The sequence below is a fragment of the Arthrobacter sp. ATA002 genome (assembly GCF_026898095.1).
Classification (GTDB): domain Bacteria; phylum Actinomycetota; class Actinomycetes; order Actinomycetales; family Micrococcaceae; genus Arthrobacter_B.
Genome location: NZ_CP114015.1, coordinates 1,543,851 through 1,557,934 on the forward strand (window position 1 = coordinate 1,543,851; position 14,084 = coordinate 1,557,934).

At 66.7% G+C, this 14,084-nt stretch carries 8 protein-coding genes, 1 tRNA gene and 5 pseudogenes; 4 read left to right on the plus strand and 10 right to left on the minus strand.

Annotated features, from left to right (window positions below; all coding sequences use genetic code 11):
* Positions 1 to 101 precede the first annotated feature (101 nt).
* Positions 102 to 660, minus strand: a pseudogene (gene orn / locus OL239_RS07655) (oligoribonuclease).
* Positions 661 to 772: 112 nt separating this feature from the next.
* Positions 773 to 1,579, minus strand: coding sequence for a hypothetical protein (locus tag OL239_RS07660; protein ID WP_268911351.1), 807 nt, complete (start codon positions 1,577 to 1,579; stop codon positions 773 to 775).
* A gap of 629 nt (positions 1,580 to 2,208) precedes the next feature.
* On the opposite strand from OL239_RS07660, the gene OL239_RS20080 reads away from it, so the two are divergent.
* Together OL239_RS20080 and mptB are read left to right on the plus strand one after the other, a co-directional pair.
* Positions 2,209 to 2,529: a hypothetical protein gene (locus OL239_RS20080; RefSeq protein ID WP_442864246.1), complete on the plus strand. Its 321-nt coding sequence runs from the start codon at positions 2,209 to 2,211 to the stop codon at positions 2,527 to 2,529.
* Entirely contained in the window at positions 2,499 to 3,746 is a 1,248-nt protein-coding gene (gene mptB, locus OL239_RS07665) for a polyprenol phosphomannose-dependent alpha 1,6 mannosyltransferase MptB (protein WP_442864247.1), read from the plus strand. The genes OL239_RS20080 and mptB overlap by 31 nt, the downstream gene beginning before the upstream one ends.
* Before the next feature lie 357 nt (positions 3,747 to 4,103).
* Here the strand turns inward: mptB and OL239_RS20085 are convergent.
* Positions 4,104 to 4,976, minus strand: a pseudogene (locus tag OL239_RS20085) (glycosyltransferase 87 family protein); the annotation flags it as partial.
* A gap of 117 nt (positions 4,977 to 5,093) precedes the next feature.
* On the opposite strand from OL239_RS20085, the gene OL239_RS07675 reads away from it, so the two are divergent.
* Positions 5,094 to 5,507, plus strand: a complete 414-nt coding sequence (locus OL239_RS07675; protein ID WP_268911353.1) for a DUF3224 domain-containing protein — start codon at positions 5,094 to 5,096, stop codon at positions 5,505 to 5,507.
* Between the two features lie 61 nt (positions 5,508 to 5,568).
* Here the strand turns inward: OL239_RS07675 and OL239_RS07680 are convergent.
* The 5 genes and pseudogenes from OL239_RS07680 to OL239_RS07700 all read right to left on the minus strand — a co-directional run bounded on the left by OL239_RS07680 (position 5,569) and on the right by OL239_RS07700 (position 9,494).
* A pseudogene (locus OL239_RS07680) lies at positions 5,569 to 6,347 on the minus strand (M50 family metallopeptidase).
* A gap of 73 nt (positions 6,348 to 6,420) precedes the next feature.
* Positions 6,421 to 7,248, minus strand: a complete 828-nt coding sequence (locus OL239_RS07685) for an anti-sigma factor (protein WP_268911354.1) — start codon at positions 7,246 to 7,248, stop codon at positions 6,421 to 6,423.
* Positions 7,232 to 7,801, minus strand: coding sequence for an RNA polymerase sigma factor (locus tag OL239_RS07690; RefSeq protein WP_268911355.1), 570 nt, complete (start codon positions 7,799 to 7,801; stop codon positions 7,232 to 7,234). Before OL239_RS07690 ends, OL239_RS07685 begins: the two co-directional genes overlap by 17 nt.
* A 68-nt stretch (positions 7,802 to 7,869) precedes the next feature.
* Entirely contained in the window at positions 7,870 to 8,025 is a 156-nt protein-coding gene (locus OL239_RS07695; RefSeq protein WP_268911356.1) for a class F sortase, read from the minus strand.
* A gap of 648 nt (positions 8,026 to 8,673) precedes the next feature.
* Positions 8,674 to 9,494, minus strand: a pseudogene (locus OL239_RS07700) (DUF4397 domain-containing protein).
* Positions 9,495 to 9,682: 188 nt separating this feature from the next.
* Between OL239_RS07700 and OL239_RS07705 the strand changes: the two are divergent.
* Positions 9,683 to 9,755: transfer RNA gene (locus OL239_RS07705), tRNA-Arg, on the plus strand.
* A 41-nt stretch (positions 9,756 to 9,796) separates the two neighbouring features.
* On the opposite strand, the pseudogene yicI reads toward OL239_RS07705, so the two are convergent.
* Together yicI and OL239_RS07715 are read right to left on the minus strand one after the other, a co-directional pair.
* Positions 9,797 to 11,955: pseudogene (gene yicI, locus OL239_RS07710) on the minus strand (alpha-xylosidase); the annotation flags it as partial.
* The gene (locus OL239_RS07715; RefSeq protein WP_268911357.1) at positions 11,942 to 13,996 is read right to left on the minus strand and encodes a beta-galactosidase; all 2,055 of its coding nucleotides are present in this window, start codon (positions 13,994 to 13,996) and stop codon (positions 11,942 to 11,944) included. The pseudogene yicI and the gene OL239_RS07715, both read right to left, overlap by 14 nt.
* Positions 13,997 to 14,084 lie beyond the last annotated feature (88 nt).

Below are 14,084 nucleotides of genomic sequence, written 5' to 3' on the forward strand. Positions count from 1 at the left end.
GTCTTCGCGAACTCATTTATCTGAGGCAGCGGAATCAAGCTTACACGGTTTTTGGGGTGGTCCTGACCAAGCGGTGCCCAGAAGCCCCAAATGTGACCGAGCTAACCCTTGAAGCTCTCCGCGATTTTCTTGGCGGTCGCGGAATCCGGGCCCGGCGCGGGCACGAAGACGGCCTGCCGGTAGTAGCGCAGTTCATCAATGGAATCGACGATATCGCCCAGAGCGCGGTGGTTTCCGGTCTTGGCCGGGGCCTGGAAGTATGCCCGGGGGTACCACCGGCGTGCCAGCTCCTTAATCGTGGAGACATCAATAATCCGGTAGTGCAGGTGATCGATGACCTCGGGCATGTCGCGGGCAAGGAACATCTTGTCGGTGCCCACGGAATTTCCGGCCAGCTGGGCTTTTGGGTTCCGGGACCCATTTCGTGATGTATTCGATGACCTGGGCTTCGGCCTCCGCCATGGACATCCCCTGCGGCAGTTCATCCAGCAGCTTGGAGGCGGTGTGCATGTTCCGCACAAAGTCGCCCATCTGGGCCAGAGCGGCGTCATCGGGCCGGATGACCACGTCCACTCCGTCTCCCAGGATGTTCAGCTCGGAGTCGGTCACGAGGACAGCCACTTCAATCAGGGCGTCATTCGTGATGTCCAGGCCGGTCATTTCACAGTCAATCCAGACAATGCGTTCATTAGTTATTGGCACAGCACCAATGTACCGCGGAGCTCCGACAGAGGCGGCCGGCTCAACTGCTGCTGGACGAGTCCGGCGCCGTTCAGTGGCTGGAGTGGCTGCGCTGCTGGCGTTCCGCGGCCACGGCCGCCGCGGCGTCAACAGCGGAAGCTGCCGCGTCGTACCGCTGAACCGGGAGCTGTCCTGTCTCGGGAGGCCCGAAAACCCTCGTCCAGCGGCTTTCTCCGGCGGATCCGGGCGTTGCGCCGGCCTCCGGTGCGGTGGGACTTTCGGTGGCTCTGGGACTTTCGGCGGCGCTGCCGTCCGGGTTGACCGCAGCTGCCGGAGATGCCGCAGCGGCAGCGCGGCGGGACCGCCGGCTTTCCGGCACTGCGGCACCGGGGTCGATGCCCCGGCGGACATGTCCGGCCGGAGCCTGGGGGACATCAGGCTTACTGGCCGGAGAAACGCCGGCGCGGGCAGCTGCGGGACTGGCGGCGGCGGGTTTGCCGGCTGTGGCCGGTTTGCGCGCGAAGACCGAAACCACGGGCAGGACGCCCGTTGTCGGGTCGGCTGCGCGCATCTGCTTGCGCGTCATTGGTGCCGCAGGGGAAGGTTCCGGGGAAGATTCAGCTGATGGTTCAGCGGAAGGGGCGGGGGACGGGCCGGTGGACGGCGCGGAGGTTGGCTTAGGAGCTGCCTCAGTGGGCGGGGCAGCGGAGGTCACCGGCTCCGGGGTTACCGCCACGGCAGCAGCCGAAGCGGTTGGGGGAGTGGAGGAAACGGACCAGACAGCGGCGAAGCACAGGAGAAGCAGGAAGGCGCAGGCAGCGGTCACCAACCAGTCGATGCCGGCCCACTGCATTGCGGCGGCCGCCGTGAGGGCGAGGAAAAGTCCCCAGCCGAGCAAGCCGTGGTTTCTTTGAGCCGGCTGAGGGGGTGCCGAGGTGAGGTGCGGCAGGCTTGGGTGCCTCCGGCTTGGCGGCAGGCCGGGCGCGCCGGCCCGAATTCCGGCGCCGCCGCAGTTCCGGCTCACCGCTGGCCGGCGAAGGAGCTGCGGGCTGACTGGTGGCCGCGGACGGCCCTGCCGGCTCACCCTTGGCCGGCGGCGATGCTGCCGCGGACGGCCCTGCCGGTGACGGTGCTTCCGGTGCCCCTAAGGCGCCTGCCCCGGTGCTGCTTTCCGGCACCTCACGCACCGCCGGCTGCGGCACCGAAGGGTGCACCCCGCCGTCGTGCCGCTGTCCGTCTTCACTGTCTGCCCGGTGGCGCCCCACAGCCCATACCGCCTTGCCTTGATGATCCAAACGGATTTCAGTCTATGTGACGCGCCCCGCATCCCCGTGCTCCGGCCCGGGCGCGTCCGTGCTGTCCCTTCCGCCGTCCCGGCCGGGAGGGCCCCGCGATGCTAATATTTGGGCTAACTGACGGTCGTAGCCGCTGCGTGTCCAGCTCGTGAATTTCGGCTGCGCCGTGACTCCGGCCCGTGCCGCCGCGCCGTCGGGCAATTGTACGAAACCAAGGATTGGAACCACTCAGATGGCCGCCCAGGTCCCCGCGACCGAGCCTTCGCCTCCGGGTACGGAGTCAGCGAAAGCCCAGAACCCCAACGTCGCGATAATCCAGGGGCTCATCGGTTCCCTCATGATGCTCGGCGGTTCGCTCGGTGTCGGGTGGCTGTCACTGGCCTCCTATGACCTGCGGCGCAATCCGGTCATCATGTGGCTGCGCTTTGAACCGGAGGGATCCATACTCTCCGTGTTCCTGCTGGCGCTGGGCGGTATGCTGCTGGTCCGGTCGTGGCTGCGGCTCGGCCAGCGCATCACCTCGTGGGGGCCGAAACCCGGCCGGTGGTGCTGAAGGCCATCATCGCCTGGAGCGCCCCAATGTGCGTGGCCCTGCCGCTCTTCAGCCGCGACGTGTTTGCGTACATCGCCCAGGGACTGGTGATGGTCAGCGGACTGAATCCGTACAAGGACGGTTATTCGCAGATCTCCAACTACCTGCAGATCGGCGCCGACGACCTGTGGGCGCAAAGCCCCACTCCCTACGGTCCGGTCTTTCTGTGGCTGGAGGAACTGGTCATCCGGGTCACGGACGGCCAGCCGGAATACTCGATCCTGCTCTTCCGGCTGATCTCCCTGATCGGTGTGGCACTGTGCGTGTACTACGTGCCCAAGCTCGCCGAACTGCACAACATCAACCCCAACCGCGCCCTCTGGCTCACGGCCGCGAACCCGCTGTTCCTGACCACCTTCATCGCCAGCATCCACAACGATGCGCTGATGATCGGACTGGCACTCGCCGGCTTGTACCTGTCCGCCACCAAGCGCGCGATTCCGGGAATCCTGCTCATCACGCTGTCGGTGGGGATCAAGCCGATCACGCTGATCCTGCTGCCCTTCGTGGGCCTCATGTGGGCGGGCAAGGGAGCCTCCTGGCCGCGCAAGTTCCTGTACTGGTTCATGACCGCCGGAATAGCCCTGGGTGTCCTTTGGATCATGGGCCTCATCAACGGCTTCGGCTTCGGCTGGGTTGGCGCGCTCAGCACCCCGGGCAGCGTATGGATCTGGTATGCGCCCATCGGGTTCCTCGGCATGCTTGTTGCCACCCTGGGCAACGCGCTGGGTCTTCCCGGCTGGACGTTCGCGGACATCGTGCACACGCTGGGCCGGATCGCATCGATCCTGGTCGTGTTCTGGCAAATGTTCGTGGGCGACTACAGCAGACTCGTGCGCCGCCTGACCCTGGCGTTTGCCGCCGTCGTCCTCCTGGCGCCGATGATCCAGTCCTGGTACGTCGTGTGGCTGATCCCGCTGTTTGCCGTCACCGGCATCCGCAACGACTGGCAGGTCAAGACGCTGTACCTGGTGGTGTCCTTCTTCATGGTCTATGGGATCAGCGACCAGCTGGACATCTGGCCCTACTTCGACTTCAGCCTCACCGCCGCCCGGCAGATTGCTGCCGTGACGGCGCTGGGCTTTGCGCTGTACCTGATCTTCCTGGATCCCAAGACCAAGGTCCTGTTCCGGAAGAAGCTTACGGAGCCGTCTCCGGGCGAACTCCGGGTGCGTTGAGGAGCCGCTGCCGCCGGCCTTCGTCAGACGCACGATCCGCAGCAGCGACCAGATAAAGAGCACCAGCAGCAGGATGTTGCGGATGGTCAGGAGCAGGGCGACCACCACGTTCAGGTCGTTGTACAGCGCGGCATAGAACATCGGATACACCAGCGTGGTCAGGGGTGCAATCACGAGCATCAGGAGTGCCGGGACCCGCCAGCTGCGGCCTTCCCACGCTACGCCCACGGCCACGACGGCACCGAGCCAGAGCATGAACTGCGGCGAGCCCACTTTGTTGAAGACAATGAAGGCGGCCACCAGGGCCAGCGATCCGGCGATCAGCAGCTGACCGGCGTCGGCTCCGCGGCGCAGCGCCCAAAGCAGCAGAACGACGACGGCGAGGGCCGCCAGCGCGAGCAGCGGCATCATCAGCGCGGCCACGGGTTCGCCGAGGGCACCGCGGACTTCCCGCGTGTTGATGAGCTTGTCTTCGTAGATGAACGCATCGGAGCCGCCCAGGATGGCCTGCCACAGGCCCGGAGTGGTGAACGGTGCTTCCATCTGCATTCCGCGTGCGCCCTGCGCGCCGACGAACGACAGCAGGTGGGAGATGCCGCCGCCGGCGATAACAACGGCGGCCATGACCGCTGACACTGCTGCGCCGGTCAGCAGCAGGGTTCCGCGCCGGCGCCAAGTGACCAGGACCGCCAGGATCACAGCGGCGGGCCAGACCTTCATCCACGTGGCGAAGGCCAGCAGGGCCGAGGCGACGACGGGGCGGCTGGCCAGCAGAAGCAGGGCAATGATCACCAGCGGCGCGGTGAGCCCGTCGATCCGGCCCACGGCCACCGGCCCCAGCAGGCCGGTGACGACGAGCCACCAGTACGACGCGGCATACCGGGCCGGGGTGCCCGGCTTGCTGATCACGGCCACGGCAGCACCGTTCAGGGCCGTGAAGAGGAGGAACCAGACGAGCTGGTACGGGCCCCAGCCCAGCACCGCGGCCAGGACCATGGGAATGAGGGCGCCAATGGGGTAGACCCAGTCGTTGCTGATTCCCTGCCAGTTGCCGTTGTCGATCCCTTCGAACGCCCACTGCCGGTAGAAGTTAATGTCGCTGAGGACCCCGCCGGAAAAAATCAGAGACGACAATGCCGCGAAGAACACCAGGTGGACCAGAACAAAGCAAATCCATAACGATTTCCGGCGCATGAAGCGCTCCTGCAAAGGGGCCAGTTTCTGCGACATTCCGGGCGGTTCTCCTTAGGTAATGCAGGTGCCGTGTCCCGTTCGGACACAGCGATAAGGCTACCGGCGGCCATGCCGCGGCATGCAATCCGCCATCGGACACGGGATACTGGAGGAATGACCGACGGAACAGAACACGTAATTACGGCAGATTTCGACGTCGCGGAATGGGAACCGACCCCCTATCAGGTGGAGGGAACCAACAGCGAACTTTCGACAGTCCGCGCCGTCAAGATTTTTGAAGGGGACATCGTCGGCACCAGTGTGGCGGACCTGCTCATGGCCGGCAACGCCGTCGGCGCCGGGTATGTCTGCTCCGAGGTGTTCGCCGGCTCGATCGCCGGACGGGAAGGCACCATGGTTGTCCAGCACTGGGGTGTAGCCGAGGGCACCGCGACCGCCAGTTCCGGCCACATCATTCCGGGCTCGGGCACCGACGGCCTGGCCGGCATCGCCGGCAAAGCCATCTTCACGCAGGAACCCGACGGCCAGCACCGGCTTGAACTGCGCGTGACACTGCCCGAAGCCTGAGCTGGCTGAGCCTCTGCGGCTAAGCCCGTCCGCTCAGCCCGCTCCACTCAGCCCGCTCCACTCAGCCCGCTCCGCTCCACACGGGTCCGGCCCAACCGGCGGCGGGAAAAGCCAGCCACAGCGCCGCTGCCGCGGACGCAGCGATCACCGCGGCAAAGGCCGCCAGCCACAGCGCCGACGGCACTCCGGTCCGCTGGTACAGGATGTAGGCATCCGAGCTCTGCAGGGACCGCCGCCGCCGGGTATGGACGCTCAGGACGTTGAACCAGTCCCGCACCGCTCCCGCAAGCAGTGCCATACCAACCGCCAGCGTGATGCACGAAACGGCGAGCGGCGAGGCGAACCACACCAGCAGCACCGAGACGGCAGCGCAGCCGCAGGCAATGGCAAACCCCTGCAAATTGCGGATAAACAGCAGCGCCGCCAGCAGAATAAGTGCCCCCGCGGACAGCGCAAACCGGCCCAGCCGGAAAAGGCGGCCCAGACCAGCACGGCGCCGGTCACGGCGGGGACGGGATAGCCCCAGAAACCCGTCCAGGCTGCTGCGAACCGGCTGCGGCCCAGGCTGCGCATCTGTCCGGAGTGGTCGAACCTCAGCTCGATTCCCTTCACCACCTGCCCCGTCATGAGGGCGGCGAAGGCATGCCCGAGCTCGTGGACAAAGGTGACGAACAGGCCGAACCACCGCCACTCGGGCCGGGGGAGGGTGAGGGCGGCGGCCGATGCTGCGATCAGCAGCAGGACCGGCCACGCAACCTCCAGGGGCGCGCCGCGCGAAAAACCGTCCACTACCTTGGCCCACCACAGCGACAGGACGGAGCCGGCCGTACCGGCCTCCACTAGGAAACGGCCTCCGGCACGCTGCCGGTTCGGTCCGCCGCAACGACTTCAGCGGTGCGGTCACTCACGGGCCTCAAAGGTCCAGCTGTCCGCGCAGGATTGAATCGCCGGAGTGCGCGGGATCGCCGTCGTAGGGTTCATCCGAAATATCCACGACGGGATAGCTCGCCAAATCCAGGTCGGCGGGCAGCTCGAAGCGGCCCTCGGTGCCGTCCATCGTGCCGAGACTAACCATGGACGACGCGTCCGGGGCCAGGAGCCACACCTCCCGGAAACCCTGTGCGGCATCGCTGCTGGCGGTCACCACGAGTTCGCGCCGGCCGTCCGGCAGCCGGTCGATGACAGCGCTCCCGGTGTCTGAATAGGATGCCAGAGGTGCCAGCTCAGCCGAGGCCACCACCTCGGGAGGCGGGTCCACAGCGCGCACCGCTCCCCAGACACCGGCGCCGGCGACGACGACGGCGGCAGCCGCGGCGGCCAGCCAGGTTCCGGTCCGCCGGCGGCGGGCGGCCGCGAGCGACGACAGGGAGGCCCCGGAGGCGTTTGAAGCATCTGTGGCATCCACGGCGGCTCGGGAAACAGCGGTGGCGCCGGGGACCGCCAGCGGGTCCTGCCGGAGGTCCTCACCAAGGTTCAGTTCGCGGTGGATTCCGGCCCACACGGACGGATCCGGAGCCGGCAGGGTTACACCGGGTGCGCCGGACACAGCACCGCTGTCCGGCAGTTCGAGGTCGTCGCCGGATTCTCCCGCAGCTGCCTGCCGGGCGGCGGCAACCACCCGGGAAAAGGAACCCAGATCAGCCCGGCAGCGGGGGCACTGCTCCAAATGTTCGGTTTCTTCATCGGTGGAGGGTTCACCCAGTGCCAGGAGGGTGAGCGCATCATCATGCAGGTGCTGCATCACTGACCTCCAATCTCCGCCTCAGATGAACGAGGCTTCGGCGTATATGGCTCTTAACGGTTCCCAGCGGCATTTCGAGCCGGTCGGCAATTTGCTGATGGGTCAAATCCTCGTGGAATGCCAGCCGGAGGATTGACCCCTGCGGTTCGCCGAGCCGGTCGAGTTCGGCCTCGATGACCATCCGGTCGGCGACCCGGTCGGGGTTGCCGGGTCCGTCGCCGGCCTCATCCCGCCGCTGCGACGCGGCGGTGTCCCACATGCTCATCTCGCGGCCCCGGGAGGCACCCATCCCGGCAGCCACGTTGCGGGTGATCCCCACCAGCCAGGAGAGCAGGCCGGAGTGGTCGGGGGCATAGCTGGCCCGGTATTTCCAGGCGCGGATGAAAACTTCCTGAACGACGTCGTCCGCTGCGGCGGCGTCGGAGAGGCGCCGCAGCGCCAGCGACCGGATCAGGGGAGCGAAGCGGCGGTATGCCTCGGCCAGGGCCGGTTCGCTGCCGGCAGCGAAGGCACGGTCGAGGGCCGTGTCATGCTCGACGGAACCGGCTGGCATCGGGTGCGGTCTCCTGGTTTCGGGATGCCGGCCTGATGCGGCACGGCCTGCCGGGTCGGCAGTTTTCCCTATGATAGCGGTGCCGCCGTCAGGACGACGTTATCTTCGTAGTCATCCTCTGCTTCCAGCCATTCTCCGCCGCAGGTGACCAGCTTGAGCCGGGGTGCTCCGGTGCGGTCAAAGAGGCGGTGGCCGTCCAAACTCCTCTTCGCAATGTTCTCCACCCCTCCGTCGCATAGCGCAGAACTGAGCCGTCCGCCCGGGTGACGGTCAGGACGGTTCCCGCGGTGACGTCCTTTAGCCGGGCGATCGGGAGCTGTTCGGTGCGCGTATCCACGTGCGCCGCCAGGACGCTGGAACCTTCCTCAGCGCCGGGGGCGGGACCGTAGCGGTACCAGGCGGCCTGGTGATGGTTGTCCGGCAGGGCCATTGCGCCGTTGGCTTCGACCCTCCGGAATCACCTCAAGGTCTATTCCCGTGCCTTCGACCTGGATTCGTACCGGCCGCGGTACGGCTGCTGCGGGTTCCGGCACCGCGGGGCGGATCGCGATGGCGGAAGGATCCGGCAGGGATCCGGGGACGGCAGCCGCCGGAGCTGAAGCTGCCCCGGGAACCGGGCTGGAGGTGACAGCAGCCGCCGGACCGGCGGCGGAGGGGGCGTCCCCGGTACCCGGTGCGCAGGCGGTCGAACCGGCAGCGAGGGCACCTGCCAGTGCAGCGGCAGCCAGGAAGCGGCGAAGGGATGCGGGGCGGAACATTCGATCGGCCTTTCAAGATAATGCCGGGGTGATGGCGGGCAGCGGGGTTGCCCGCCGGTACAGGTGCTCCGGCGGGCAACCCCGCTGCCATCAACCCCGGGAGGGGGTTACGACTTACCGGCGCGATGCGGCGGCGGCACCGCTGCGGCGCAGCGCGACGGCGGCGCCGGCCAGGAGCAGGACCGCAAGTCCGGCACCGGCGGCGAGCATCTGCCCGTTGCCCTCATCCGGGGAGGCCAGGGCACCGGGCACGGCATTGGGTGCCGATTCCATGCCTTCGATGGTTTGCGTGGCCAGGGCGAGGTTGCCGTCCTCGAGCGAGCCCCACGCGTAGACGAAGGTATGGGTGCCCTCGGAGAGGGTAAGGTCGGCCGGGCCGATGACCGGTTCGGTGGTTCCGCTGCCGCGACAGATGCTGAAATGGTGCCGGCGTCAACCGCCAGTGTCTCCTCACCGGGGTTTTCCAGCCCGGTGATCACCGGAGATCCGTTGGCCAGCACGTCGACGGCGGGAGCTGCGGCCGTGTGCCGGACGGTCAGGTGTGACTTGCCCGGAGCCACGGTGGAGAGGTCGTTGGTGTAGAAGTTTGCCGTGGGTGCACCCGAGGCATCGAGGTTGGCGACGGCAGTGTAGTTTCCTCCCGCCGCCATTTCGACGGTGACCGGTCCGATGATCGGTGCCGAGGCATCGGCGGCGTCGGGCGCAGTAATGGCGAGTTCGTAGCTGCCTCCGGGCAGGTCAAGCGGCCCGGCCAGCGTTCCGGGGGTGAAATCGTCGAGGGTCAGTGCTCCGTTGACGTACACATCCACCGTTGTGTCCGGCACAGCGTGCAGGACGGAGAGCTGGGCGGTGTCCGCGGCTGCCGCGGGGGTCATGAACCCGACTCCGGCGGTCAGTCCTGCGGCTGCAGCGAGGGCGGTGACGGTCTTGCGCATGATGTCTCCTTGATGGTCGCGTCTCCGCCGGCCGGCGAAGGTGTGCTGTTGCTTACACCCCCTCTACTTCCGGCAGCCCGGGTTTGGATGCAGTTGCATGGAATTATTTTTCCGGCGCGCCTGAGCGCGCCGCTGCGGGCCCGGCCGGTTCCCGGCGCGGCCGGGCCCGTAGTATCATCGACTGGTTGCCCCCCGTAGCTCAATGGATAGAGCAACGGCCTTCTAATCCGTAGGTTGCGCGTTCGAGTCGCGCCGGGGGGACTGTGCGCACCGCCGCCTCCCGGTCAGGAGGGGTCGGCCAGCACCGCCCCGCCGGACACTGTGATCGCGAATGAGACCTGTCCGCCGTTGGAAGCGGGCAGCTCCAGATCCGGATACTGCCCGTCCGGCGCCTCGAAAGCCCGGAACTCGACCTGTTCAGCCCAGTCGTAGTCCGGCCGGTCCGCCACCGTCCCCACCGGCAGCACCGTCCCGGGACGGACAAAGAGGGCAGCTTCGAACACGGAGAACGTCCGGGTGTGCCAGCGGCCGCCGGGAAGCTGTTCACCCGACTCGAAATGGGTCCACACGCCGTCGGGCAGGTAGAAGGAAACCGTGCCGCCCGCGCTGAAGACCGGGGCCACCAGCAGATCCGAACCAAGCATGTACTGCCGGTCCAGCTGCGCACAGCCGGGGTCGTCGGGAAACTCCAGGAACATCGGACGCATGACCGGGGTGCCGGCCCGGTGGGCCTGCTCCGCAGCGTGCAGCAAATACGGCATCAGCTGCATTTTCAGGCGGGTGAAGTGCCGCAGGACGTCACTGGATTCATCATCCACCAGCCATGGCACCCGGTAGGAATTGGAACCGTGCAGCCTTGAATGCGAGGACAGCAGTCCAAAGGCTATCCAGCGCTTGAACAGCTCCGGATCCGGTGTCCCCTCGAACCCTCCGATGTCATGGCTCCAGAATCCAAAGCCCGACGCGGACAACGAGAGGCCTCCGCGCAGCGATTCGGACATCGCGGTGAAGGTGGATTCGCAGTCGCCGCCCCAGTGCACCGGCATTTTCTGGCCGCCGGTGGTGGCTGAGCGGGCGAAGAGCACTGCTTCGCCTTCACCGAGTTCCTTGGTGAGGAGCTCAAAGACGCTCTCGTTGTAGAGCTGCGCGTAATAGTTGTGCATCCGCTGCGGATCCGAGCTGTCATGCCAGACGACATCGGTGGGGATGCGCTCGCCGAAGTCGGTCTTGAAGGAGTCCACGCCCTGGCCGAGCAGGTGCCGCAGCTGGTCCTGATACCACTGCACCGCGTCCGGGTTGGTGAAGTCCACCAGCGCCATGCCGGCCTGCCACATGTCCCACTGCCAGACGGACCCGTCCGCCCGCTTCACCAGATAGCCCTTGTCCCTGCCTTCGGCGAACAGACGGGACCGCTGGGCGATGTAGGGATTGATCCACACGCAGACCTTCAACCCGCGCCCGTGGAGCCGGCGGATCAGCCCTTCGGGATCCGGGAACGTCGCCGGGTCCCAGACAAAGTCGCTCCAGTGGAACGCCCGCATCCAGTGGCAGTCGAAATGGAAAACGGAAAGCGGAAGGTTGCGTTCCTCCATTCCGTCGATGAAGGACATGACTGTCTTCTCGTCGTAGTTGGTGGTGAACGAAGTGGACAGCCACAGTCCGTAGGACCACGCCGGGAGCCGCGGGGGCCTGCCGGTGAGTTCGGTGTACCGGCGCAGGATGTCCTTCGGCGTGGGGCCGTAGATCAGGAAATACTGCAGGCGCTGGCCCTCCACGCTGAACTGTGTCCGGGACACGACCTCGGACCCGACCTCGAAAGAGACCCGTTCGGGCTGGTTGACGAACACTCCGTAGCCGTCGTTCGTGAGGTAGAAGGGAATATTCTTGTACGCCAGTTCGCTCGACGTGCCTCCGTCTTCATTCCAGACGTCGATGGACTGGCCGTTCTTCACGAACGCGCCGAAGCGTTCACCCAGCCCGTAGACGTTGGTTCCCACTCCCAGGGTCAGCTGCTCGTGCACGAAGGTGCGGCCGTCCCTGTCGGTGACGACGCCGATGCTGCGCGGCACCGACGAGGTCAGCAGACGGCCCTCGGCAGTGAAATCCACGTGCCAGTCCCCGGAGGTGCTGATGGCTGCGGACAGCCGGCCCGAGGTGAATCTGACGCGTGAGTCTTCCGTCTGGATCCGGACCCGGGGGTGGGTCTGTTCGACCGCAAAGTGCGGGCCCCGCTGCACGCCTCCTGGAAGTGCTCGATGGTGACGCCGATGACGTCTTCCAGCGGCGATTCGAAGGTGACGGTCAGCTGCGGACAGTTCAGCGCATCTCCGCGCCCTTCGATTTTCCTGGTGGGGGCGTATACGAGAAGACGGTCGCCGTCGGCCTCCACCTCGGACACGTCGCGGGGCCGCAGGACAGCCATGCCTTCCCGGGGCAGCCAGTAACCGTCAGTGAATTTCATGTGTGGTCCTTATGGTTTCGTCGTTGACATTGTTGCGGGCGCTGCCGGAAAGCTCGAGTACAACCGCCCCGTATGGTTCCAGTTCCAGGTCCGGTCCGGCCCGGTGCCCGGTCAGGAGGTCAGTGCCGGCAGCCGGAGCCCGGACGCTGCGCCGGACGCCGCCGTGGTTTAGTAGAAACAGCCACTGTCCGCGGTGGACCGCCTCGACGTCGTCGGGCAGCCCGCCCGAAAAAACGGAAGTGATGCCGGCGGCGGCAACCGCGTCCATTACCACTGCCGAGAGGGCAGCGTCGTCCAGGTCCGCCCCCACGTACCAAGCCTGGCCGCTGCCGTAAGGATGGTGGGTGAGGGCGGGTTTCCCGGCCAGGGGACCGCTGGAGAAGCAGGCCAGCGCCCGGGCTCCGTCCAGCCGCAGGTCCTCCGCCCAGAAGTATGCGGTTCCTGCCGGCGCGGCGGGCGAGGCGAAGGCGACGGCGGCAGGTTTGGCTAGGGGAACCCATTCCTCGCCGCTGACGCCCAGGCACCTGCGCAGGAGCGCAGGGAACCGTCCGGTGGCCAGGCGGGCATTTTCATCGGCCACGCCGGTGAACGGGCCGGCCAGGAAGGCGCCGCCGGCCGCCGCGTACTCTTCCAGGGCTTCAGCATGGGCCGCCCGCAGCAGGAAGAGGTTGGGGGCCAGTACCAGCGCAAACCGACTGAGGTCGGATCCCGGATGAACCACCTCCACCGCTATCCCGTGACGCAGCAGGGGCCGGTAGAAGGAGAGCATCTGATCCATGACCCGCAACCGCTCCGACGGGCGGGCACTTTCCTCTGCTGCCCACCAGCTGTCCCAGTCGAACAGGATGGCGACGCTGGCTGGAACGCCGGTGCCCGTGACGGGGGCCAGCGCCCGGAGCGACTTCCCCAGGGCAGCTGTTTCGCGGTAAACGCGGGTATCTGCGCCGGCCAGCGGCACGACGGCGGAATGGAAACGTTCGGCGCCGGCTGCGGACTGGCGAAACTGGAAGAAGCAAATGCCGTCCGCGCCCCGGGCCACCGCGGAGAGCGCGTCAATGCGGAGGGCGCCGGGCGCTTTGGGAACGTTGTGGCTGCGCCAGTTCACAGCTGATGTCGCGGACTCGAGCAGGAGCCAGGGGCGGCCGGATCCGAGGCCCCGGCACAGGTCATGGGTCAGGGCGCCGAGTTCGCGTGATCCGGGATCCGCGGGATCGGTGTACCAGTCGTTGGCTACGACATCTGTTTCCGGGGCCAGAGAAAAGTAGTCGGCTCCGGGAAAGAAGCCCATGAGGTTGGTCGTGACGGGTTTCTCCGGATCATGCCGCCGGATGATGTCGCGCTGCAGCCGGTAAAGGGATAGCAGCTCATCCGAGGTGAAGCGCTTGAAATCCAGGGCCTGCGCGGGATTGCCGATGTAGGGGGCCCGGCGCGGAGGGAGAATCTCCTCCCACGAGGAGTAGCGCTGGCTCCAGAACGCCGTGCCCCAGGCTGCGTTGAGTTCTTCGAGGGACCCGTGCCGCTTCTGCAGCCAGCCGCGGAAGGCGTGGGCGGTCTCGTCGTCGAAACTGACCTGGCCCAGCTCGTTGCCCACATGCCACATGGCCACGGCGGGGTGGGATCCGTACCGCCGGGCCAGGGCTTCGGTTACCGAGGCGGCAGCCCTGCGGTAGGCGGAGGATGAGGGATTGAACTGGTTTCGTGACCCGTACCAGAGGGTGCGTCCGTCCGCATCCTGGGGCAGGCTGCCGGGGTAGCGGTGCCCCAGCCAGGGCGGGGGAGAGGCCGTGGGAGTGGCAAGGTCCACCCGGATACCGCCGTCATGCAGCAGATCAAGGATCCGGTCAAGCCAGCCGAAATTCCAGCGGCCCTCCTCGGGTTCGAGCTGGGCCCAGCTGAAGACGCCCACGGTAACGAGGTTGATGCCGGCATCCTGCATCAGCGCAATGTCCTGGGGCCACACCTCTTCCGGCCATTGTTCCGGGTTGTAGTCGGCACCGAAGAACAGGGATCCCTGCTCTGCGAAGTTGGGTGGAAAAGTCATCGAATCCTTTCGATTCTCTTGGCGGAGCATGGACGTTTTTCGAAAAGGGATCCGTTGCGCCGCGGGGCCGCAGAGCTTAGGTTGGGCA

Bases quoted from the DNA above. Each gene is read 5' to 3' on its own strand.
- OL239_RS20080 (WP_442864246.1), top strand. From the start codon at position 2,209: ATGGCCGCCCAGGTCCCCGCGACCGAGCCTTCGCCTCCGGGTACGGAG.
- OL239_RS07675 (WP_268911353.1), top strand. From the start codon at position 5,094: ATGACCGACGGAACAGAACACGTAATTACGGCAGATTTCGACGTCGCG.
- OL239_RS07685 (WP_268911354.1), bottom strand. From the start codon at position 7,248: ATGCAGCACCTGCATGATGATGCGCTCACCCTCCTGGCACTGGGTGAA.
- OL239_RS07690 (WP_268911355.1), bottom strand. From the start codon at position 7,801: ATGCCAGCCGGTTCCGTCGAGCATGACACGGCCCTCGACCGTGCCTTC.
- OL239_RS07715 (WP_268911357.1), bottom strand. From the start codon at position 13,996: ATGACTTTTCCACCCAACTTCGCAGAGCAGGGATCCCTGTTCTTCGGT.